This is a genomic window from Streptomyces sp. NPDC050759 (assembly GCF_044456945.1).
Classification (GTDB): Bacteria; Actinomycetota; Actinomycetes; order Streptomycetales; family Streptomycetaceae; genus Streptomyces.
The window spans coordinates 424,147-443,941 of record NZ_JBITGI010000003.1 but is presented as its reverse complement, the minus strand read 5'-3'; the positions used below and the strand labels follow the sequence as shown (position 1 = coordinate 443,941).

General features: G+C 68.5%; 21 protein-coding genes. 14 read left to right on the top strand and 7 right to left on the bottom strand.

Going from position 1 to position 19,795, the window contains the following annotated elements; genetic code table 11:
• Positions 1-129 precede the first annotated feature (129 nt).
• Positions 130-534 (top strand): MerR family transcriptional regulator, encoded by a 405-nt coding sequence (locus tag ACIBJB_RS11965; RefSeq protein ID WP_398929266.1) that lies wholly within the window; start codon positions 130-132, stop codon positions 532-534.
• A gap of 274 nt (positions 535-808) precedes the next feature.
• Here ACIBJB_RS11965 and ACIBJB_RS11960 read toward each other — a convergent pair whose 3' ends face one another.
• Positions 809-1,210: a RidA family protein gene (locus ACIBJB_RS11960; RefSeq protein WP_398929264.1), complete on the bottom strand. Its 402-nt coding sequence runs from the start codon at positions 1,208-1,210 to the stop codon at positions 809-811.
• 142 nt (positions 1,211-1,352) lie between these two features.
• Here ACIBJB_RS11960 and ACIBJB_RS11955 point away from each other — a divergent pair, with 142 nt between their 5' ends.
• The 3 genes from ACIBJB_RS11955 to ACIBJB_RS11945 all read left to right on the top strand — a co-directional run bounded on the left by ACIBJB_RS11955 (position 1,353) and on the right by ACIBJB_RS11945 (position 4,536).
• Positions 1,353-1,733, top strand: a complete 381-nt coding sequence (locus ACIBJB_RS11955; protein ID WP_398929262.1) for a winged helix-turn-helix transcriptional regulator — start codon at positions 1,353-1,355, stop codon at positions 1,731-1,733.
• A gap of 281 nt (positions 1,734-2,014) precedes the next feature.
• Complete coding sequence (locus ACIBJB_RS11950; protein ID WP_398929260.1) at positions 2,015-3,700, top strand: ribonuclease J; 1,686 nt, start codon at positions 2,015-2,017, stop codon at positions 3,698-3,700.
• 98 nt (positions 3,701-3,798) lie between these two features.
• A complete protein-coding gene (locus ACIBJB_RS11945) occupies positions 3,799-4,536 on the top strand; it encodes a spermidine synthase (protein ID WP_398929258.1) in 738 nt (245 codons plus the stop codon).
• 96 nt (positions 4,537-4,632) lie between these two features.
• Here the strand turns inward: ACIBJB_RS11945 and ACIBJB_RS11940 are convergent, their stop codons facing one another.
• Positions 4,633-4,812: a hypothetical protein gene (locus ACIBJB_RS11940; protein ID WP_398929256.1), complete on the bottom strand. Its 180-nt coding sequence runs from the start codon at positions 4,810-4,812 to the stop codon at positions 4,633-4,635.
• A gap of 290 nt (positions 4,813-5,102) precedes the next feature.
• Between ACIBJB_RS11940 and ACIBJB_RS11935 the strand changes: the two genes are divergently transcribed.
• The 4 genes from ACIBJB_RS11935 (at position 5,103) to ACIBJB_RS11920 (ending at position 8,999) form a co-directional block, all read left to right on the top strand.
• A complete protein-coding gene (locus ACIBJB_RS11935) occupies positions 5,103-5,780 on the top strand; it encodes an SDR family NAD(P)-dependent oxidoreductase (RefSeq protein ID WP_398929254.1) in 678 nt (225 codons plus the stop codon).
• 215 nt (positions 5,781-5,995) lie between these two features.
• On the top strand, positions 5,996-7,018 hold the full coding sequence (locus ACIBJB_RS11930; RefSeq protein WP_398929252.1) for a LacI family DNA-binding transcriptional regulator: 1,023 nt from the start codon (positions 5,996-5,998) through the stop codon (positions 7,016-7,018).
• Positions 7,019-7,269: 251 nt separating this feature from the next.
• Positions 7,270-8,400, top strand: coding sequence for a cellulose binding domain-containing protein (locus ACIBJB_RS11925; protein ID WP_398929250.1), 1,131 nt, complete (start codon positions 7,270-7,272; stop codon positions 8,398-8,400).
• Positions 8,401-8,639: 239 nt separating this feature from the next.
• Entirely contained in the window at positions 8,640-8,999 is a 360-nt protein-coding gene (locus ACIBJB_RS11920; protein ID WP_398929248.1) for a hypothetical protein, read from the top strand.
• 37 nt (positions 9,000-9,036) lie between these two features.
• Here ACIBJB_RS11920 and ACIBJB_RS11915 read toward each other — a convergent pair whose 3' ends face one another.
• Positions 9,037-10,230, bottom strand: a complete 1,194-nt coding sequence (locus ACIBJB_RS11915) for a N(5)-(carboxyethyl)ornithine synthase (RefSeq protein ID WP_398929246.1) — start codon at positions 10,228-10,230, stop codon at positions 9,037-9,039.
• 429 nt (positions 10,231-10,659) lie between these two features.
• Between ACIBJB_RS11915 and ACIBJB_RS11910 the strand changes: the two genes are divergently transcribed.
• On the top strand, positions 10,660-11,745 hold the full coding sequence (locus ACIBJB_RS11910) for a fatty acid desaturase family protein (RefSeq protein WP_398929842.1): 1,086 nt from the start codon (positions 10,660-10,662) through the stop codon (positions 11,743-11,745).
• A gap of 27 nt (positions 11,746-11,772) precedes the next feature.
• Here the strand turns inward: ACIBJB_RS11910 and ACIBJB_RS11905 are convergent, their stop codons facing one another.
• Positions 11,773-12,882, bottom strand: a complete 1,110-nt coding sequence (locus tag ACIBJB_RS11905; protein ID WP_398929244.1) for an FAD-dependent oxidoreductase — start codon at positions 12,880-12,882, stop codon at positions 11,773-11,775.
• A gap of 69 nt (positions 12,883-12,951) precedes the next feature.
• On the opposite strand from ACIBJB_RS11905, the gene ACIBJB_RS11900 reads away from it, so the two are divergent.
• Positions 12,952-13,632, top strand: coding sequence for a TetR/AcrR family transcriptional regulator (locus ACIBJB_RS11900; RefSeq protein WP_398929242.1), 681 nt, complete (start codon positions 12,952-12,954; stop codon positions 13,630-13,632).
• Positions 13,633-13,948: 316 nt separating this feature from the next.
• On the opposite strand, the gene ACIBJB_RS11895 is transcribed toward ACIBJB_RS11900, so the two are convergent.
• The gene (locus ACIBJB_RS11895; RefSeq protein WP_398929240.1) at positions 13,949-14,386 is read right to left on the bottom strand and encodes a DoxX family protein; all 438 of its coding nucleotides are present in this window, start codon (positions 14,384-14,386) and stop codon (positions 13,949-13,951) included.
• 85 nt (positions 14,387-14,471) lie between these two features.
• On the opposite strand from ACIBJB_RS11895, the gene ACIBJB_RS11890 reads away from it, so the two are divergent.
• From ACIBJB_RS11890 to infA, 3 genes are all read left to right on the top strand, one after another.
• A complete protein-coding gene (locus ACIBJB_RS11890; protein ID WP_398929238.1) occupies positions 14,472-15,149 on the top strand; it encodes a helix-turn-helix transcriptional regulator in 678 nt (225 codons plus the stop codon).
• 927 nt (positions 15,150-16,076) lie between these two features.
• A complete protein-coding gene (locus ACIBJB_RS11885) occupies positions 16,077-16,868 on the top strand; it encodes a GNAT family N-acetyltransferase (RefSeq protein ID WP_398929236.1) in 792 nt (263 codons plus the stop codon).
• Positions 16,865-17,089 (top strand): translation initiation factor IF-1, encoded by a 225-nt coding sequence (gene infA / locus ACIBJB_RS11880; RefSeq protein WP_398929234.1) that lies wholly within the window; start codon positions 16,865-16,867, stop codon positions 17,087-17,089. Before ACIBJB_RS11885 ends, infA begins: the two co-directional genes overlap by 4 nt.
• A 232-nt stretch (positions 17,090-17,321) precedes the next feature.
• On the opposite strand, the gene ACIBJB_RS11875 is transcribed toward infA, so the two are convergent.
• Positions 17,322-18,014 (bottom strand): alpha/beta fold hydrolase, encoded by a 693-nt coding sequence (locus ACIBJB_RS11875; protein WP_398929232.1) that lies wholly within the window; start codon positions 18,012-18,014, stop codon positions 17,322-17,324.
• A gap of 197 nt (positions 18,015-18,211) precedes the next feature.
• The gene (locus ACIBJB_RS11870; protein WP_398929230.1) at positions 18,212-19,159 is read right to left on the bottom strand and encodes a zinc-binding alcohol dehydrogenase family protein; all 948 of its coding nucleotides are present in this window, start codon (positions 19,157-19,159) and stop codon (positions 18,212-18,214) included.
• 105 nt (positions 19,160-19,264) lie between these two features.
• Here ACIBJB_RS11870 and ACIBJB_RS11865 point away from each other — a divergent pair, with 105 nt between their 5' ends.
• Positions 19,265-19,726 carry a MarR family winged helix-turn-helix transcriptional regulator gene (locus tag ACIBJB_RS11865; RefSeq protein ID WP_398929228.1) on the top strand — a complete coding sequence of 154 codons (462 nt, stop codon included), beginning with the start codon at positions 19,265-19,267 and terminating at the stop codon, positions 19,724-19,726.
• Positions 19,727-19,795 lie beyond the last annotated feature (69 nt).

The following is a 19,795-nucleotide window of genomic DNA, read 5'->3' as shown; positions in this document are numbered from 1 at the left end:
ATGGCGTCCCGCACCATGAAAACGGCACGAAAGGCAGCCAAGTCCAACATCGAGGCAACTCTACCCTGACGTTAGGGTAGAGATCGGTGGCCGTGCGCGGCCATGGCGAGAGACGAGAAAGGCACCCCCGTGAGCGGCGAGCACATGCAGATCGGCGAGGTCGCCACACGAACCGAGCTCTCGCTGCGCACCATCCGGCACTACGAGGACACCGGCCTCGTCACCCCCTCCGCCCGCTCCCAAGGCGGCTTCCGCCTCTACACCGAGTCCGACGTCGCCCGCCTGATGGTCGTCCGCCGTATGAAGCCTCTCGGATTCACCCTCGACGAGATGCGCGCCCTGCTGGAGGCCACCGACCGCCTCGACACGGGCGAGGAACTGCCGCCCGAGGAGCACGAGGAACTGCTGGACCGGATTCGCGGCTTCGAGCAGGCCGCCCAGCAGCGGGTCGAGGATCTGCGCACCCAGTTGGCGCAGGCGGAGGAGTTCGCGGCCACGCTGGCCGAGCGCCTCACGTGGACGCCTGCATCCTGACGTGTGCGTGGGTGTGGGGCGCCGTTGCCGTGAGCGGGGCGGAGCACTCGAACGCGGTCTTGGTACGTCGACCGGCCGCTGGCCGAGGCGGCCACCGCCACCGGCACCGGCACCGGCACCGGCACCGGGGTGATCCGCCCCACGTCGGCGGAGCGCCGACGAGCGTGTCCGCCTGCTGCAGCGGTTCCCCAAGCATCTCTCGGACGAGGAGGGGATCACTGATGTCGCCGACACCGACCCTTCTCCTGCCGGACCGGAACGGACCGGGCCGGGCTCAGGCGGTGAGCTTGGTGTCGATGATGAAGCTGGTCTCGACGGCCTGGCCGGGGAAGGTCAGTTCACAGACGCCGAGGACTGTGCTGACCGGGCGGTGGTCGCCGAAGTACCTCAGGTTGCCTTCCGCGGTCGCCCGAGCGTTCTGGCGCAGGTTCACCACGTACAGGGTCTGCGAGATGATCTGGTTCCGGGTGGCACCGTAGTGGTTCAGGATCTTGTCGAAGTTGGCGTAGGTCTGCCTGAGCTGGGCGGCGAAGTCGTCCGCATGGAGGAAGTTGCCGGCGTCGTCGAGCGAGAGCTGTCCGGAGACGTGGATCAGGTCATCGGACCTGATCGCCTGCGAGTAACCGAAGTCGCTCTCGGCCGGCACGTGGTGGTTGAAGACGTCGACGGTGGTCATGCTGCCTGCCTCCCTGACGTGAGAGCACGCGGGTTCGCTGCTGCCGAACCAAGACGCGCTCGCTCTCTTGTGGTTACTCGGGAACTGTAGGAGAGTGCTCATTGACCTGGAAGAACGCACTTTTCAGTGACTGGGGAACCAGATGGTGACCAAGCAGTTCACGGGCTCGCCCGAAGACGCGGACCTGAGGCGCGCGGACTCTCTGGCGCGAGAGATCTTCTCGGACGTCGCCAACAAGTGGGCGTTCCTGATCATCGAGGCTCTCGGAGAGCGCACCCTGCGCTTCAGCGAGTTGCGCAACGAGGTCGAGGGCGTCAGCCACAAGATGCTCACCCAGAACCTGCGCATGCTGGAACGCTACGGCCTGGTCGAGCGGGAGGTGCACCCCACTGTGCCGCCGCGGGTCGAGTACACCCTCACCGAGCCGGGCCAAGCCCTGCGAGCCACAGTCGACGGCATGTGCGGCTGGACCCACCAGTACCTCGGCCACATCGAGGCCGCCCGCCGCCGCTTCGACGTCTGACGGGTGCACAGCAGACACAGGCAGTACCGAGACGCCGGTGGTCGGGCTGGGTCCGGTCGTCTCCATCGCGACGGCGCCGTGGGCGACGATGCGCCAGCCGGCGGAAACGCCCGCCGGATTCGAGGGCCGGCGGTGATGGGAGCCCACGACGACGCCCGTGGCCAGGTTGTCGGCGGCGACTACGATCACGGCCATGATGAGGGCCCGCCCAGCGGCATCCGCTTCAGCGTCTTGGGCCAGGCAGTGGATCACCCCGGGAGACCCTCCGGTAACGTGAGGGTATGAGCCATCCGCACCCAGAACTCAAAGCCGCCCCGCCACTGCCCGACGGCGGACTGAGGGTGACCGCCCTGGGCGGTCTGGGCGAAATCGGCCGGAACATGACCGTCTTCGAGCATGCCGGCAAGCTACTGATCGTGGACTGCGGGGTGCTGTTCCCGGAGGAGAACCAGCCGGGCGTGGATGTGATCCTGCCCGATTTCACCTCGATCCGGGATCGCCTCGACGACATCGTGGCTGTCGTGCTCACTCACGGCCACGAGGACCACATCGGGGGCGTGCCGTATCTGCTGCGCGAACGGAGGGACATCCCGGTCGTCGGCTCGAAGCTCACTCTGGCCTTCCTGGAGGCCAAGCTCAAGGAGCACGGCATCCGCCCCCGCGCGGTGCGCGTGCGGGAGGGTGACCGGCGCGGCTTCGGTCCCTTCGACTGCGAGTTCGTGGCCGTCAACCACTCCATCCCGGACGGCCTCGCCGTGGCCCTGCGGACCCGGGCCGGCATGGTGCTGCACACCGGTGACTTCAAGATGGACCAGTTCCCCCTGGACGACCGCATCACCGACCTGCGCGCCTTCGCCCGCCTCGGCGAGGAGGGCGTGGACCTGTTCCTCACTGACTCCACCAACGCGGAGGTCCCCGGCTTCACGACCTCCGAACGGGAACTGAACCCCGCGATCGAGCAGGTCCTGCGGACGGCCCCGCGGCGGGTCATCGTCTCCAGTTTCGCCAGCCATGTGCACCGCATCCAGCAGGTCCTGGACGCAGCCCACCAGCACGGTCGCAAGGTGGCCTTCGTGGGCCGTTCGATGGTCCGCAACATGGGCATCGCCCGCGATCTCGGCTATCTCAAGGTTCCGTCCGGTCTGGTCGTGAACGCCAAGGAACTGGAGAAGCTGCCGGACCACCGGATCACCCTGGTGTGCACGGGGTCCCAGGGTGAGCCGATGGCCGCCCTGTCGCGGATGGCCAACCGTGACCACGCGATCCGTATCGGCAAGGGCGACACCGTCCTGCTCGCCAGCTCCCTCATCCCCGGCAACGAGAACGCCATCTACCGGGTGATCAACGGCCTGACCCGATGGGGCGCCAACGTCGTGCACAAGGGCAACGCCAAGGTGCACGTCTCCGGCCACGCCAGCGCCGGGGAACTCGTCTACTGCTACAACATCGTCCGGCCCCGCAACGTCATGCCCGTGCATGGCGAGTTCCGTCACCTGCGGGCCAACGCCGATCTCGCCATCCGGACCGGCGTGGATCCCGAGCGGGTGGTGATCGCCGAGGACGGTGTCGTCGTCGATCTCGTCGACGGCCGCGCCTCCATCGTCGGCAAGGTGCCCGCGGGCAACGTCTACGTGGACGGCATGGAAGTCGGCGGCGCCACCGAAGCGTCCCTCAAGGACCGGGTCACCCTTGCCCAGGAGGGTGTCATCACGGTCGTGGCCCTCGTCGACGCCGACACCGGTGCGCTGGCCGAGGCCCCCGACTTCCTGGCCCGCGGTTTCGTCCACGACGAGAGCACCTTCGAGCCGGTGATCCCCGTCATCGAGAAGACGCTGGCCACCGCCGCCCAGGAGGGCGTCGGCGACGCCCACCAGCTCGAACAGCTCATCGCCCGCGCCGTGGGCAACTGGGCGTTCCGCACCCACCGCCGCAGGCCACTGATCATCCCGGTCGTCATCGACGCCTGATACGCCGCCGACCCGACTCCCCCGGCTCCTTACGCCTGCTACACCTGCTACACCTGCTACGGCACTCATGCCTCCACGAACGTCAGAAGGGTGAGCGGATGAGCCTGCGCTTCGAGGAGATCGACTGGCAACCGACACCGATCGGCGAGATCAGTCTGCGCCGACGCCGTCACCCGGTCTCGGGAGACGACGTGTACGAGGTGAAACTCGGCGACGAGTTCCTGATGTCCAGCCTCTTCACCACCGGCGAGATCGCGCTCACGGAACTCGCACTGGCGCAGCTGCCGGACAGCGAACTCCCCGAACTGGACGTCGCCGTCGGCGGACTCGGGCTCGGCTACACCGCCCAGGCGGCGCTGGACGACCCCCGGGTGCGCTCGTTGACCGTGATCGAAGCGCTCGCCGAAGTCATCGATTGGCACCAGCGGCATCTTGTGCCCCTCGGGGCCCGACTGACGTCGGACGCCCGCTGCCGCCTGGTGCACGGCGACTTCTTCGCACTGGCCGCCGACCCCGGCGGTCTGGATCCCAAGGAGCCGGGCCGCCGCTTCCACGCCGTCCTGCTGGACGTCGACCACTCACCGCGCCATGTGCTCCATCCCCGGCACGCTGCGCTCTATCAGCCTGCCGGTCTTCACGCCCTCGCCGCACACCTACACCCCGGCGGCGTGTTCGCCCTGTGGTCGAACGATCCGCCCGACGAGGAGTTCACCTCCGCACTCAGGCAGGTCTTCGCACACTCGGCAGCCCATGTCGTCGACTTCGACAACCCCCTGCAGGGGGGCACCTCGGCCAACACCGTCTACCTGGCCGGCACAGCACCTGGCACGCCGTAGGACGACGGGGAGAGGTACGCCCGCGGTGTCGGGCCGGGGCGTCATGGCGGCGGGAAGGACGTGTCAGCACGTCGGCGAGGCCGTAGTCGGCCTGCTTCACGCAGGTGGCCTCGATTCGGCCGACGAAACCGTGCCAGGGGTCGAGTCCTCGACGGCAACGGCGATCGCGTAGGCGCAGACGTCCATGCGGTCCGCGAAGACGGCGGCTGCCAGCTCTTCCTTGGCGCGGAAGCGGCGGAGCACGGTGGCGATACCGACACCTGCCTCGCGGGCCACGGGCGCCATGGAGGCGTTCGGGAATTCGCGGGCCAACAACCTGTCTGCGGCAGCGGTGATCCGCTCCCGGTTCCGCCCGGCGTCGCTCCGCGACGGGCTGGGCCGCGGAGTCGTTGGGGCGCCGGGAGCCCGAAGCCCGGGTTCATGGCTGCCGCCCCGGCAATCGGATTGACCTATCCACTTTTGATGCTAGCCTGGCTTCAGCGAGCCGGAGAGCCCTATCCACTTTAGATTCGGATAGGGCTATCCGAATCTTGCCGCTTCCTACCGCGCCTTACGAAAGGATCGCTGTGACCAGCATCGCCATCATCGGAGCCGGCCCCCAGATGGGCTTGGCCATCGCCCGCACCTTCGGCTCCCACGGTTTCGACGTCGCCCTGATCTCCCGCAACCGCGCCAAGCTCGACGGCCTCATCGCCACGCTCACCGCCGAGGGAATCACGGCAGCCGCCTTCCCCGCGGACGTCCTCGACCATGACGCACTCACCCAGGCCCTCAAGGACGCCGCCACCAGGTTCGGCGGCATCGACGTCCTGGAGTACTCCCCGCTCGCCATGGAATCCACCGTGCTGGCCACTCCGGCCGAGAGCGACCCCTCCCACATCCAGCGCGAGATCGAGGTCCAGCTGTACGGGGCCATGGCTGCCACAAAGGCCGTACTGCCCGCGATGCGTGAGGCCGGCACGGGCACCCTGCTTTACACCACCGGCGCCGGCTCTCTCGACCCGCTCCCGATGGTCGGCAATGTCAACGCCGCCGCCGCGGCGCTGCGCAACTGGGTGGTCAACCTGCACAAGGAGCTGGATGGCACCGGCATCCAGGTCGCCCATATCGCCATCGACGTGGCCCTCGGCGGCAGCTCGCTCGACCCCGCGCTCAAGGCCGCCACGCCCGAGGCCGTCTCCTCCGTCTACTGGGAGCTGCACACCACCCAGCGCGACCAGGCCGAGATCGTCTACAGGGGCTGAGACGGCGGTCGGCGCCCGCGCCTTCTTCCGGGTCGCACGGCGGCGCGACCCGGAAGAAGGCGGCGGTTCCGTTGTCGACCGTCATTACCTCGGCCGGTTCGGGAGCGCTCCCAAGCGTTGGCGGCCGGGCGACCGTCCGTATCCACGCCCCTGGTGAAGTCGTGTGCGCGAACCCCTCCGGTCGGTAAGATCGGTGATCTCTTGGGGGAGGTGGCATGGGCAGGCGACGCCCGGAAGCACCGACGCTGGAGGAGGTCGCCGCCCACGCGCGGGTGGGACGAGGCACGGTCTCCCGCGTCATCAACAACGCCGCGGGCGTGAAGGAGTCGACGCGTCGGGCCGTCCAGCAGGCCATCGACGAACTCGGTTACGTGCCCAATCTCGCGGCCCGTTCCCTGGCCGGGCGGCGGGCCGACGCCGTCGCCCTGGTCATGACGGAGCCGGACTGGCGGCAGTTCGCGGAGCCCTTCTTCTCCGAGATCGTCACCTCCCTCGGGGACGCCCTGACCGACACCGGAATGCAGTTGATGCTGACCCTGGTCCGTTCGGACGCCGAACGGCAGCGCTTCCTCGAGTACGCGCGCGGCGGCCGGGTCGACGGCGTCCTGCTGATGTCCGTGCACGCCGGCGATCCGCTGCCGGACATGCTCGCCGAGGCCCGGCTGCCGACGGTGCTGCTGGGGCGCCGCTCCGGCGACGAGTACGTCAGTTACGTCGACATGGACAACGTCGGCGGTGCACGCAGCGCCGTCTCCCACCTTGTGCAGCGGGGCCGCAGGGTCATCGCCACCATCACCGGGCCGCTCGACCTGCACGCCGCCCAGTGCCGGCTGCGCGGCTACGAAGAGGCCCTCGCGCTGGCGGGCCTGAAGGTCGAGCGGACCCGCGTCGCCGAAAGCGACTTCACGGCGGAGAGCGGGCGCCGCGCCATGGCCGAGCTCCTCGAACGGCATCCGGACATCGACGGCGTCCTCGCCGCGTCGGACACCACGGCCGCGGGGGCCCTGGAAACCCTGCGCGCGGCCGGACGCCGGGTGCCCGAGGATGTCGCCGTGATCGGCTTCGACGACTTTCCGCTGGCTCAGCGGACCGAACCACGGCTGACCACCGTGCGTCAGCCGATCGAGGAGGTCGGGCGGGCCATGATCCGACTGCTCCTGGAGGAGATGGAGGAGGGCGCCGTGGCCTGGCGTCATGTCATCCTCCGTACGGAGCTGGTGGTCCGCGAGTCCACCTGACGCACCCGCACCCCCTCCAGGGAACGCTCCGGAACCGCGTGCCGCGCCTCTCCCCCTGCCTGATCCCCCTGTCCGATCCACCTGTCTGACCTGAGGCTCCCGAATCGGTTCAACGGGTTCCTGTCGACAGCCTTGTCATGGACCTGAACCCTCCCTACAGTCCTGGCGAACCCAGAATTGGGAGCGCTCCCATTCAGTAGGTCGTGGGAGCACGTCCCGAATACCTCTCCCCCACCCTGAAGAGGATCCGCATGCGTCCTTCACGGCTCCATGCCCGCCGCGCGCGTGGCCTGCTCGGCGCGCTGCTCACCTCGCTCGTCTCGCTCGCCGCGCTGCTGACCACGGCCCCCGTGGCGCAGGCCGACACCACGCTCTGCGAAGCTTTCGGTACGACGACCATCCAAGGTCGCTACGTGGTCCAGAACAACCGCTGGGGCACCAGCGCCACCCAGTGCATCACCGCGACCGACTCGGGATTCAGGATCACCCAGGCCGACGGATCCGTCCCGACGAACGGCGCCCCGAAGTCCTACCCGTCCGTCTACAACGGCTGCCACTACACCAACTGTTCTCCCGGCACCAACCTCCCCGCTCAGCTCAGCTCCATCTCGACCGCGCCCTCGAGCATCTCGTTCAGCTACGTCAACAACGCGGTGTACGACGCCGCGTACGACATCTGGCTCGACCCCACGCCCCGCACCGACGGCGTGAACCGGACCGAGATCATGATCTGGTTCAACAGGGTCGGATCCGTCCAGCCCATCGGCTCCCCGGTCGGCAACGCCAACGTGGGCGGGCGCGACTGGCAGGTGTGGTCCGGCAACAACGGCTCGAACGACGTACTCTCCTTCGTCGCACCGTCGGCGATCACCAGCTGGAACTTCGACGTCATGGACTTCGTCCGACAGGCCGTCTCCCGGGGAATCGCCCAGAACAACTGGTACCTGACGAGTGTTCAGGCCGGTTTCGAGCCCTGGCAGAACGGCGCCGGCCTCGCCGTGACCTCGTTCTCCTCCTCCGTCAACAAGGGCACCCCCGGCGGCCCGGGCACTCCCGGAGGCACCACGGCCTGCTCGGTGGCCTACGGGACGAGCACCTGGCAGGGCGGCTTCACCGCCGACGTCACCCTCACCAACACCGGCGCCTCCCCCGTCAGCGGCTGGAAGCTCGCGTTCACCCTCCCCTCCGGGCAGCGGATCACCAACGCCTGGAACGCGAACCTCTCCGGGGCCTCAGGAGCGGTCACAGCGAGCAACGTGAGCCACAACAGCGAGCTGGCGGCCGGCGGCCGGGTGACCTTCGGGTTCCAGGGCACCTCCACCGGAACCTTCGCCAAGCCCTCCGCCTTCACGCTCAACGGCACCGCCTGCGCCGCCGTGTGACACACACTCATCCTCCGGGAGCCGGCTGATTCCGCGACGTCGGGGGGCGGGCCCCGGAGGCCGCGATGTGATCCCGTCCTGGTTGGTGACGACGGCCAACGCGCGCCGACTCGACGGGAGCCGTTCGCGGCGGTGCCACCGAAAGGCCTGGCCCCAAGACCCGGCCACGGGCGGACCGCAGCCGGTGCGTCGGCCCGGATCAGGTCCGAGTCATACGACTACAGGCCGGGGTCGGCCCGATGGCACTCCCCGGCCCGAGCCGGTGCAGGCGGATCGTGGCGGTGGGGCACCCGGCGCACGGCGCCTCCAAGCGGCCCGGGATACCGGTGGCGGTCGCCTTCCAGGATCCGGCCGCGGGGCAGGAGTTCGTCCTGTCGAACGTCGGCCCTCGAGGGCACCGAGGTCACCGTCTTGTCCCGGGACGGCTCGCCGTCGCCCAGCCGGAAGCCGTGACCCACTGGATCGGCGACCGCGCGCATGGGGGTCTGCTGAAGGCTTCCCTCGACGCGGACGGCCGTACGCTCGCCAACGTGGAACCGGAGGTCGTGCGGCCCGCGTGCCCTTCTGCCGACATAGAACACCTACACCTGTACGGGTGAGCAGTCAGGTGACGGCGCTGTCGAACCGGGCGCCGAGTCAGGTTGGCAGGGTGGCCGAGCTTGTCGTCCCAGTGGAAGCCAGGACCGAGGTCTCGGGGCGGTGGGGGTAGGCGGCCGCCCGGTGCTGGAAGGAGAGGATCTTCGGGTTCTGGACGACGCCGTCGCGCATCTCGATGGCTTTTCTGATCGTGACGTCGCTGTCCCATGCCGTAGGGCCGCTCATGACCTTGCGCAGGTAGGGAAGGAGTGCCTCGCTGATCTCCCAGGTGGCGGAGTTCCACAGGTGGGACGGGCTGTGGTCCACCGCGTAGTAGTGGCAGCCCGGACCCACTTCGTGCATGGGCTCCGTGAAGGTGGTCGGGCGGGCAAAGGTGAAGCCCATGCCCTCGTCGCAGGCGACGTCGACGAAGAAGGTGCCCGGCCGGAACAAGGCGAGTTCCTCGTCGGTGACGAAGGTGAGCGGTGCATCGGTGTCCTGCAGGACGCAGTTGACGATGATGTCGAACCCGGCCAGATACTCCGCCAGCGGCATGGAACCGGCCGCGGTGACCGCCCGCAGGCGCGACGGATCGTCCTCCTGCTCCTCGAAGTGGGCCATCACGACCGAGGGCATCGGCGAGGCCACCGCCGCGGCGGCGCGCTGGGTGAGAACCGTGACGTCGGTGACCCCCATGGCGCCCAGTCCCGTGACCGCTCCGCGCGCCGTGGCGCCGAAGCTGATGACCACCGCGCGCAGGCGGCGGCCGTAGTGTCCGGTCAGCCCGCCGAGCTGGAGGGCGTGCAGCACCGAGCAGTAACCGGCGAGCTCGTTGTTCTTGTGGAACACATGGACGCTGAAGGTGCCCGTGGAGGTCCAGTGGTTCATGGCCTCCCAGGCGATCAGGGTCAGCCGTCGGTCGATGCCGAGCTGGGTCATCTTCTCGTCCTGCACGCAGTGCGGCCATCCCCACAGCACCTGACCCTCGTGCAGCGCGGAGATGTCGTCATGCGTCGGTTTGGGCAGCAGCACGATGTCGCTCTCGGCGACGAGTCGCTCGCGGGAGCGCAGGCCGGCCACGAGCGGTCGCAGCGCGTCGTCGGCAACGCCGAACCGCTCGCCGTACCCCTGCTCGAGGAAGATGCGCTCCCGTATGTCCGGGGCGATCCGGTCGAGGTGGGCGGGGTGCAAGGGCAGGCGGAACTCGTTCTCCTTGCGGGAGGAGGCGAGTACTCCGAGGCTCATCAGACTCATACGGGTGCGGCCCTCTTCCGGCCGGATGCGATGCACTCCGGCCTTTGCCGTTCCCCGAGGGCGACGCCGCAACGGATGACGGCGTACGAAATGCACTCGGTACCGCAACCGTACTCCCCTCCGGGTCCCCGAACCGACCCGTCGGGGCGACGCCGGCCCCTCCCCGCCCGACCGGGAACTTGCCCGGCGCCAGGGACGTTGTAGCGGGTGGTTGTAGTTGAAGAAAGAACGCCGAAGTGATTCCCGGCGGCCAGGGCCCGAAGGGCATGCAGGCCGACCGGTTTCGCGCGTTCTGAGGGCCCCGATTCCGAGGCAGACCCGTGCGCGGGCCTGCCTCGCGCTGCTTCCGTACAGGCTTCTCTCGCCCCGGCGCCCTGCCCCCGCGCCGGCGGCGACGGCCCTCACGCGTTCGAAAGGAAAACCGTGACCATTGACACCGTCAACCGGGGCACCGAGCCGGCGGACCATACAGGGACGGCGGAACACTCGCCCAGCGGCCGGGGCAGCGACTACGCCGTGCTGTCCCGTGAGGTGAAGCAGAGCGGGCTGCTGCGGCGGCGGCGGGGCTATTACTCCGTCAAGGTCGGGGCGAACCTGCTTCTGCTGGCCGCCGGATGGACGGCGTTCGCCCTGATCGGGCAGTCGTGGTGGCAGCTGCTGACCGCTGCCTTCCTCGCGGTGATGTTCACCCAGACCGGGTTCATCGGGCACGATGCCGGGCACCACCAGATCGCCCGCTCCAAGCGCGTCAACAACCTCCTCGGCCGCGTGCACGCCGACCTGCTGATCGGGCTGAGCTACGGCTGGTGGATCTCCAAGCACAACCGGCACCACTCCCACCCCAACCACGTCGACCGTGACCCCGACATCGCCGACGGCGCGATCGCGTTCACCGAGGACCAGGCCCGGGTCCGCAGCGGGGCGTACGCCTGGCTTGCCCGCCACCAGGCCTGGCTGTTCTTCCCGATGCTGCTCCTGGAAGGACTCGCCCTGCACGTCGCCGGCGTACGGGCACTGCTGGAGCGCACGGGTACCACGACCTCCCGGTCGACCAAACTGGCCGAGGCCGGACTGCTCACGGCCCATCTCGTCGGCTACCTCGCTGCGCTGTTCCTGGTCCTGTCCCCCCTCCAGGCCGTGGTCTTCCTCGCCGTGCACCAAGGACTGTTCGGGCTGTACATGGGGTGCTCCTTCGCTCCCAACCACAAGGGCATGCCCATCTTCGCCAAGGACGACCGGATCGACTTCCTGCGTCGGCAAGTACTCACCTCGCGCAACATCCGCGGCCACCGGTTCACCGACCTCGCGCTCGGCGGACTGAACTACCAGATCGAGCACCACCTGTTCCCGTCCATGCCGCGGCCCGGCCTGCGCCATGCCCAGAAACTCGTACGCTCCTTCTGCGCCCGGCACGGCATCGCCTACCACGAGACCGGGCTCTTCAATTCGTACGCCCAGGTAATCCGCCACCTCCACGCGGTCGGCGGCCCTCTCCGACCCGAACTGGAGTACTGATCTCTGACTCCCGGTGGGTGAACTCCTTCAGCCGGGTTGGAAGAACGCGAGCATTTTCTGGGCGGCATCGGGCGACGTCAGCAATTCCTGGATGTCCGCGGACATCCGGGCGGCGGCACTGGTGCGTTGGAACATCTCGCGTTCGTACTCTTCGACCGCGGCAGGGAAGTCGTCCGGGTGCGCGGCCAGCGCCAGACCGAGCAGGGCGCCGTCGAGCAACGCCATGTTCGCTCCCTCTCCCACCGGTGGCATCAGGTGCGCGGCATCGCCGATCAGCGTGACGTCCGGCTTCGACGGCCACGTCAGTCCGATCGGGAGAGCGCTGATCGACCGCGGCACAACCGTGTCGTCGCAGGCCGCGATCAGCGCGGTGACCCGTGAGTCCCAGCCGGGCAGAAGCTCGATCAGCCGCGCCCGGGCGGCGGCCGGGTCGTCGAACGGGACCCCGCTGGTGGTGAACCAGTCCTCGGCGGTGTTGTAGAAGCTGAGGCCGATACGCACACGGCCGTCGCCGTTGCGCTGTGCCCCCAGGGATGTTCCGTTGCCGAGCACCCAGTAGTTGCCGCGCCCGACCATCGCCGCGAGGCCGGGGTGGGTGCGGTCGATGTCGGGAATGCCGATCTCGACGACGTTCTGGCCGATGTGCGCCGGGCAGGCGTCGGTGAGCAGCGGACGCACCCGGGACTGGGCGCCGTCCGCACCGACCAGCAGGTCATACGTCGCACTGCTGCCGTCGGCGAAGTGCAGAACGCCCTCGTCGGCGGATGTGAACGCGCGCCCCCATCGCACCACGTCCTCGGGGAGGGAATCCAGCAGCAGGTCGCGCAGATCGGCGCGGTCGACCTCGGGTCGATCGAGCGGGGCGTCGTCGAGTGTGTCCTCCTGGAGCAGCAGGGTGCCATCCGGCTCGAGCAGACGCATGTCCTGGCCTTCACCACGGGCAATCGCGTAGAACTCCTCGATCAGACCGGCCTCGCGCAGCGCCCGCTGGCCGGAGTGGATGTCGAGCATGCCGCCCTGACCGCGCGCCCCACGTGACGGTTCGCGTTCGTACACGACGGACTCGATGCCGTTCACGTGCAGCACCCGGGCAAGAGCCAGGCCGCCGAGGCCGGCTCCGACGATGGCGATGGTCATGATTGGTCCCCTCGATACACTGTATTGGCCGATACACTGTATCGCTCCATGCGATGTATTGTCAGCGGCATGTTGGTGTGGGAGAGGCCAGAGCCACCGAATCGCCCCGTACCGGCCGCACTGAGCCGGGAGCGGATCGTGCGGGCTGCGATTCAGTTGGCCGACGCGGACGGCCTGGAGGCGGTGTCGCTGCGCAAGGTCGCCACCGCGCTGAGCGTCGGGCCTATGCGGCTGTACAGCTACATCGACAGCAAGGAGGAGTTGCTCGACCTGATGGTCGACGCGGTACACGCCGAGATCCGGCCCGCCGGAGACAGCTGGCGGGAGATGCTCCGGTCCCTTGCCGAAGCCACTCGGCACGCCGCTCACGAGCACGAATGGCTCGCCGATCTGCTCGGTGGCCGACCCCAGCTCGGGCCGAACGCGCTGGCCAATGGGGAGACCGTGGTGGCCGCACTGGGCGACGTCGACGTGGACGCCGTCATGCCGGTGGTCGGCGCGGTCAACGCGTACGTGATCGGCGCGGTGCGACGGGAGATCGCCGCACGGCGTGCCGAGCGGGCCACCGGGATGGACGAGAAACGCTGGCAGGCCTCGCTCGGGCCCTATCTGGAGCGGACCTTCGCCACCGGCCGGTTCCCCGCGCTGGCCACCGTGGTGCACGACGCCGCCCACCTGGACGCCGACCACACCTTCCGGATCGGCCTGGACTTCCTGCTCGACGGCATCGAAGCCCGCATCTCAAGGTGACGCGCGGCCGAACGCCCGGACCGGTACCGCCCACGCTGCCCGAACGCGGTGACGATGTGCCCGTCAGCTCCCGCAGAGAGCCGGGCCCATACGGGTCGTCGCCCCGGCCACTACTCCGCCCCGTCGGTCTTACCGGGCCATTTGCCCCATCGCCGCAGCCGTACCAGAAAGTCGCGCAGCGCAGAGCGACGGGCGGCCGTCGGTGCGCCTTACAGCCCCGGTCCTTTCGGTCCGCATTGCGCTTCGGCCGCGAGCCTTGGCGGGCGACCCTGGCAGGCGCCGCCCGCGGGAGGCAATCGGCGTGGGTCGCGCCGGTTCAGTGCTGTCGCTTGCCGTGGTAGCGCTCGGCGAGGCGGGCGAGCGCGACGGCGGCGAGCAGGAGGCCGAAGTCGCGCAAGGCGATGTCGTAGTAGTCGGGGATCGTCAGGAGGTTGACGATGATGCCGGCCAGCCAACCGGCCACCAACCAGGCCCCGAAGCGGGGCGCAAGACCCACGGCGATGCCGGCGACGACTTCGATCACGCCCACGGCGTACATGGCTGCCTGGGCACTGCCGGGAACGAGGTCGTTGATCCACGGCGCGAGGTAGGCGGGCCAGTCCACGAGCAGGTTGGCGAACTTGTCCAGCCCGAACAGGATCGGCGCCACCGTGAACGCGGTGCGCAGGATCACGAACGCCTGATAGCCGGGATCGGCGAGCAGCGCACGCCGCGGGGTGGAGGGGGATGTGGGGCGGGTGGTTGCGGAGGTCATGAGGGGTCTCTCCTTCTATCGACAACTCTCATTACCTATAGAAGCGCCGGTCGTTTCTTTAGTCAATGGCTGTTGGTTTTACACTGTGTTCGTGGACGACCCGAAGGAAGTACGCGACGCCGATGTCTCCGCCATCGCCGCTCTGGACGAGCCGACGCGCAGGAGGCTGTACGACCATGTGGTGCGCCAGCCCGGCCCGGTCGGACGGGACGAGGCGGCCGCCGCACTCGGTCTGGCGCGGCAGACCGCGGCGTTCCATCTCGACCGCCTGGCCGATGAGTCCCTCCTCGACGTGGTCTACGAGCGGCGCAGCGGGCGGGCCGGTCCGGGAGCGGGCCGACCCGCCAAGCTGTACCGGCGTTCGACGAAACAGATAGCGGTCAGCCTGCCGGACCGGCGCTACGAACTCGCCGGGCGGCTCCTGGCACAGTCCGTGGAGGAATCCGCGGCAACCGGTGCGCCGGTTCAGGAGGTGCTGCACCGCAGGGCCGAGGAGCTCGGCACGCTGTTGGGCGGGCCGGGCAGCGGAAGTCTTTTCGCCCTGCTGGAGCAGTACGGGTTCGAGCCGCAGCACGAGGAAGGCGCCATCGTGCTCGGCAACTGCCCCTTCCACTCCCTGGCCCGCGAGTACACGCAGACGGTCTGCGGCATGAACCTGCATCTGCTGCGCGGCGTCCTTGGCGGGCTGGGCGAGAGCGGGTACGAGGCCCAACTGGCGCCCAGCCCGGGCCGGTGCTGTGTCCGGTTGGAGCCCGTCGCCTGATCGAGCCACGCGACGCAACCGGCAGGTTGACGGTGCGGGGCAGGTCTGTCAGAAGCACCTGGTTGGCGATGCTGGCGAAGGGCATCTTCCGGTCGTGGCGGCCGAGTTCCCTGATCCGGCCGAAGACGACGACAGTCGTTGACGGAGTTACAGACCTGACTTGCTCTCCGCACAGAGCGTGCCCGTCCAGGGGCGACGTTCAGCGGCCTCACCAAGGCTGCCGGGGGCGACGCCGACCTCGTTCACGCGGTGACGGAATAGCTCAGGTCCTGTGCGGAGAGGGAGTCGGGAACCAGCCGCAACCACGTCGTTCCCCTCTCCCCGGGGTCGTCGTACAGGTAGTGAACGAAGCGTGCGTCCCAGCGGGACTCGTCCGCTCCGAGGTAGCGGATGAGCTTGTGCCGGCCTCGCGGTACGTCGAGGGCACGAGTTCGGCATCACCGCGAGCAATCACCTGTTGGACAAGACCCGTTGCGGTGTCGCAGGCGTCGACCACGATGGCGACCCGGGGGTTTGACCTGACGTGATCGAAAAGCCTGACCCACGGCGCGGTCAGGACCCAAAAGGCTCCGCCCTCCAGCGGCTGGCTGAGGAAGGACTCCACATCGAACGCAGGAGAGGTCACCCGTTCATTCTCTTCTCCCTGGAGTTCATCGGAATCCGACGGTGGGACGGGGGTCTCTTGGGTGAGCATGTCGCCGACGGCGCGGACGAGTTGGTCGGCGAGGGCCAGTTGTGCAGAAAAGGGTTGGAGGAAGGCGACGCCCCGCTGCTACGGTCCTGATGGACCGTGAAGTCGTCGTATGGAGGTGAGACCCGTGAACACAGTTACCCATGGGTGCTCCCTCAACCCGTCACGGTCCGGCGGCTGACGTTCGGTGTCGCCAGGAGCGCCTGAGATCGAGGCACTCCTGGGAGGAGACTCCGATGAACACAACACCTTTCACATCTGGCCTGAGCCAGAACGCGGTGATGATCACGCGCGTCGCGGACAGGCAATGGCATGCACTGGATGACGACCTGGTTGTCGGCCGCGGGCATGCGCATCACCGGCCCGACGGACGCTTGTTCGTCAGCATCGACGCCTGGCACGACGCGATCTTCGACCGGCTCGCCGAGGCGATGCTGGCGGAACTGCCCACGCCGCTGTACACGCTGGTCGACGCAGCCGACGTAGAGCTGGGGGCCGGCTGGCGGCGGGCTGGTTTCACGGTCCGGCGCCGCGAGTGGGAGTACGTCGTGCCGACCGACCCGCGGGTCACCGGGCTCGAAGCAGTCATGCCGCCTGCGGGCGTGACGATCGTGCCCGCAGGGCAGGCGGACGAGGTCCTGCTGCGAGCGGTGGACCGCGCGATCCGTGACGAAGTCGAGGCGACCGTCGGGTGGCAGTGCATGCCGGCGGAGGTGATCCCCCGCCCCGGAGGCGACACCATCGTCGACCCGTCGAAGTACGCGGTGGCCGCGGCGCCCGACCGCTACCTGGGTCTCATCCGGGTGGTGACGGTGAAGCAACCGCGCATCGGGCTGCTCGCGGTCCGGTCCGAAGTGCAGCGCCGCGGCATCGGGCGGGCACTGCTGGCCCACACTCTGGGGACGCTGCACCGCTCCGGGTTCGCCGCGGCCTGGGCCGAGGTCCAGGAGTCCAACCAAGCGGCCACGGCGCTGTTCGAGAGCATCGGCGCCCAGCCGATGAGCAGCAACCTGGAGCTGGTGCGATGACGAAGCACAAGAACGTCATCGAAGTCGAGGGCAGGGTCATCGAGTGCCTGCGCAGCGCCATGTTCACCGTGGAGCTAGAGAACGGCCACCAGGTGCTCGCGCACATCAGCGGGAAGATCCGCAAGAACTACATCAAGATCATGCTGGAAGACCGGGTGCTGGTGGAACTCCCGCCGTACGACCTGACGCGCGGCCGGATCGTGTTCCGGTACCGGAACTAGCGGCGCTCGGCCCCCTCCGCGACAGCTGATCCTTGCCCCGGTCACAGGCGTTTCCGTGACCGGGGCACCGTTCACGGGCGCAGGCGCATACCGGGCTGGTCCGGGACGACGACGCCGCAGTCAGTGACGTGGAGCGGCCGACCCCGTACAGCTCGGCGAGCGCGGCGTACGGGACCTCAGTGCGCAAGTCACTGTGAACGCAGGATGAGCCAAGGCCGCACGGGCCCACTCCTCAGTCACAGTCCTCCTGCAGAAACGCCGAAACCGCCTCGGTGAACAGCTCCGGCGCTGCGTGGTGGATCAGGTGTCCAACCGGGATGGTGACCACTCGCCCGCCGGGGATGCGGCTGGCGAGCTCGGCGACGCCGTTCTGCGGAACGTGGCTGTGTGGGCCGCCGGCGATGACGAGGGTCTTGGCCGTGATCTGACTGAGTCGCTCCAGCCACCTGGGGTCGGGCACGTCGATCTGCCGCCTGACGGCCGACACCATCTCCCAGTCGAAGGTCAGGACGCCGTCCGGCCTGGTCGGTGTGGTCTTCTCCCGGGGACGCGGGACGGGAACGTCCTCCAGGACGAGCCGGCTCACTCGCTGCGGATGGTCCTCCGCGAGCAGGTAGGCCACGATCCCGCCCATGGAGTGCCCGATCAGATCCACTGTGCCAAGTCCCAGCGCGTCCAGGAACTGGAGCACATCGGCCTGCATGAGTTCGAGCGAGTAGTCCTCCGGCCAGTCGCTTCGGCCATGACCGCGAAGATCGAGGGCATACACTCGCCGGCTCCGAGCGAGGGCGGGCACAACCACCTCCCAGTCACGGGTATCTTCGCCCAGCGCGTGCAACAGGACGAGCGGCGGAGCGTCCGGAGGACCCCATATCCGATAGGCCAGACTGACCCCGCCCACGTCGACCGATCGTTGATCAACCATGTGCGGAGAATACGCGGACTGGTCCAGCCGACGGATCGGCGTTCACCAGCGGCCGAACCACCCTCCCGGTCAGCACCTGGCCCCGGTCTCCCATGGGCGACCAAGCCGGAACTCGTTGAGCCGGGATGAGGACCGGCCTCGTATCGGCGTAGCCTCCTGCGCCATCCCACGCTCAGGATGCGGATCGGCATCTCTGGTCAGGCGACGCGAAGGATGCTCTTGCCCAGAGTGGCGCCCTGTGCGAGCCGCTGTACGGCACTGGCCAGGTCTGCCATGTCGTATTCGGCGGTGATGTCCACACGTACCCGGCCGTCGGCAACGAGGCCGAGTGCGCGAGAGGCGCTGTCGGCGAGTCGCTCAGGGTGGGTCTGGCTGAGCAGGATGCTGCTGTACGTCACGAGTGATGTGCCGCGCGTGAGGAGGTCGTTGGCGCCGACCAGAACCGGTTCGTAGGTGCTGAGGTTGCCGTATGCCGCCAGTCGGCCGTGCGGGGCCAGCTGTGCCAGGCCGGCCTGCCGGGTCTGTCCGCCGACCGGGTCGAGGATCGAGTCGAACTTCTCGTCGCCGAGTGCGGCCGGGAATTCGTCCCGCAGCAGGATCTGGTCGTAACCGAACTGGGCGGCGTAGGCGGCCCTGGCGGCACTACCGACCACGCCGACGATCCGGCCGGCTCCGGCCAGTCGAGCGAACTGGGCGGCCAACGTGCCGACCCCTCCGGCGGCGGCGTGGATCAGCACGCTCTCGCCGGGACGAACATGTGCGGCGGTGTTGATCAGGTCGTAGGCGGTCGGTCCTCCCCATCCGATCCCTGCGGCCGTCCGTAGCGAGATGTCGCCCACGTCCATCGCGAACACGGCTGGGGCTACGACCACCTCGGCATAGGCGCCTCCCATGGTCAGTGCGGCAACCGGCTCGCCGACGCGGCTTGGCTCGACGCCCTGGCCGACCGCGATGATGTGCCCCGACGCCTCGAACCCGGGGACGAAGGGACGCGGCACGGGGAAATAGCCGTCCCGGACCATGGTGTCGCCCCATTGGATACCGGCGTAGGCGACGCGGATCGCCACCTCTCCGGGGCCGGGGGTGGGTTCGTCGATGTCAGCGATCCGGTAGCGGTCTGCGGCGTCGAGAAGAACACCCTTCACGGTTACAGCCCCTTGTGTTGACTCAGTATCCTTATAGTCGAGGACCCTAGGTATATAAGGTCCCTGAGTCAACACATGAGGTTGTTAACGGAGTGGGAGCGCATCGTGGAAGCACCGGTGGGGGATGACCTCTGCACCCGGATCAGGCGGTCGGAGCAGGCACTGATGGCGCATCACGAGGCGGTGCTGCGCATCTACGGGCTGACCATGACGCAGTACACCGTGCTGCTGTTCCTCTCACGCCAAGGCGACCTGTCCGGTGCCCAACTGGCGCGCCGCTGCGGGGTGACGCAGCAGAGCATGAGCAGTGTGCTGACCAACATGGAGAGCAAGGAACTCATCCGCCGCGAGGCATCCCCAGTACACGCCAAGGTGCAGATCGCCACCCTGACCGACAAGGGTCAGGCAGTGCTGGAGCGCGCCTACCAAGAGGTGATCGTCCTCGAGCGCGCGCTTTCCGACGCGTTCACGCCCTCCGAACACACCGCACTCTGTGAACTCTTGGAACGCGCCACTACCGTGCTGGTCCAGCAGACCCGCCAGGCGACAGGCCCGTCCCCAGCCTGATCCCTCGGCCGCCGTAGTGCAGGAACCTGGTCACTGCAAGCCTCCTTCAACAGGAGCGGCAGAACGGCT

What these genes read in the sequence shown, in the direction of transcription:
- ACIBJB_RS11960 (WP_398929264.1), bottom strand. Translation starts at nt 1,210, where the DNA reads ATGACCACCGTCGACGTCTTCAACCACCACGTGCCGGCCGAGAGCGAC.
- ACIBJB_RS11955 (WP_398929262.1), top strand. Translation starts at nt 1,353, where the DNA reads ATGGTGACCAAGCAGTTCACGGGCTCGCCCGAAGACGCGGACCTGAGG.
- ACIBJB_RS11950 (WP_398929260.1), top strand. Translation starts at nt 2,015, where the DNA reads ATGAGCCATCCGCACCCAGAACTCAAAGCCGCCCCGCCACTGCCCGAC.
- ACIBJB_RS11945 (WP_398929258.1), top strand. Translation starts at nt 3,799, where the DNA reads ATGAGCCTGCGCTTCGAGGAGATCGACTGGCAACCGACACCGATCGGC.
- ACIBJB_RS11930 (WP_398929252.1), top strand. Translation starts at nt 5,996, where the DNA reads ATGGGCAGGCGACGCCCGGAAGCACCGACGCTGGAGGAGGTCGCCGCC.
- ACIBJB_RS11925 (WP_398929250.1), top strand. Translation starts at nt 7,270, where the DNA reads ATGCGTCCTTCACGGCTCCATGCCCGCCGCGCGCGTGGCCTGCTCGGC.
- ACIBJB_RS11920 (WP_398929248.1), top strand. Translation starts at nt 8,640, where the DNA reads ATGGCACTCCCCGGCCCGAGCCGGTGCAGGCGGATCGTGGCGGTGGGG.
- ACIBJB_RS11915 (WP_398929246.1), bottom strand. Translation starts at nt 10,230, where the DNA reads ATGAGTCTGATGAGCCTCGGAGTACTCGCCTCCTCCCGCAAGGAGAAC.
- ACIBJB_RS11905 (WP_398929244.1), bottom strand. Translation starts at nt 12,882, where the DNA reads ATGACCATCGCCATCGTCGGAGCCGGCCTCGGCGGCCTGGCTCTTGCC.
- ACIBJB_RS11900 (WP_398929242.1), top strand. Translation starts at nt 12,952, where the DNA reads ATGTTGGTGTGGGAGAGGCCAGAGCCACCGAATCGCCCCGTACCGGCC.
- ACIBJB_RS11895 (WP_398929240.1), bottom strand. Translation starts at nt 14,386, where the DNA reads ATGACCTCCGCAACCACCCGCCCCACATCCCCCTCCACCCCGCGGCGT.
- ACIBJB_RS11885 (WP_398929236.1), top strand. Translation starts at nt 16,077, where the DNA reads ATGAACACAACACCTTTCACATCTGGCCTGAGCCAGAACGCGGTGATG.
- infA (WP_398929234.1), top strand. Translation starts at nt 16,865, where the DNA reads ATGACGAAGCACAAGAACGTCATCGAAGTCGAGGGCAGGGTCATCGAG.
- ACIBJB_RS11875 (WP_398929232.1), bottom strand. Translation starts at nt 18,014, where the DNA reads ATGGTTGATCAACGATCGGTCGACGTGGGCGGGGTCAGTCTGGCCTAT.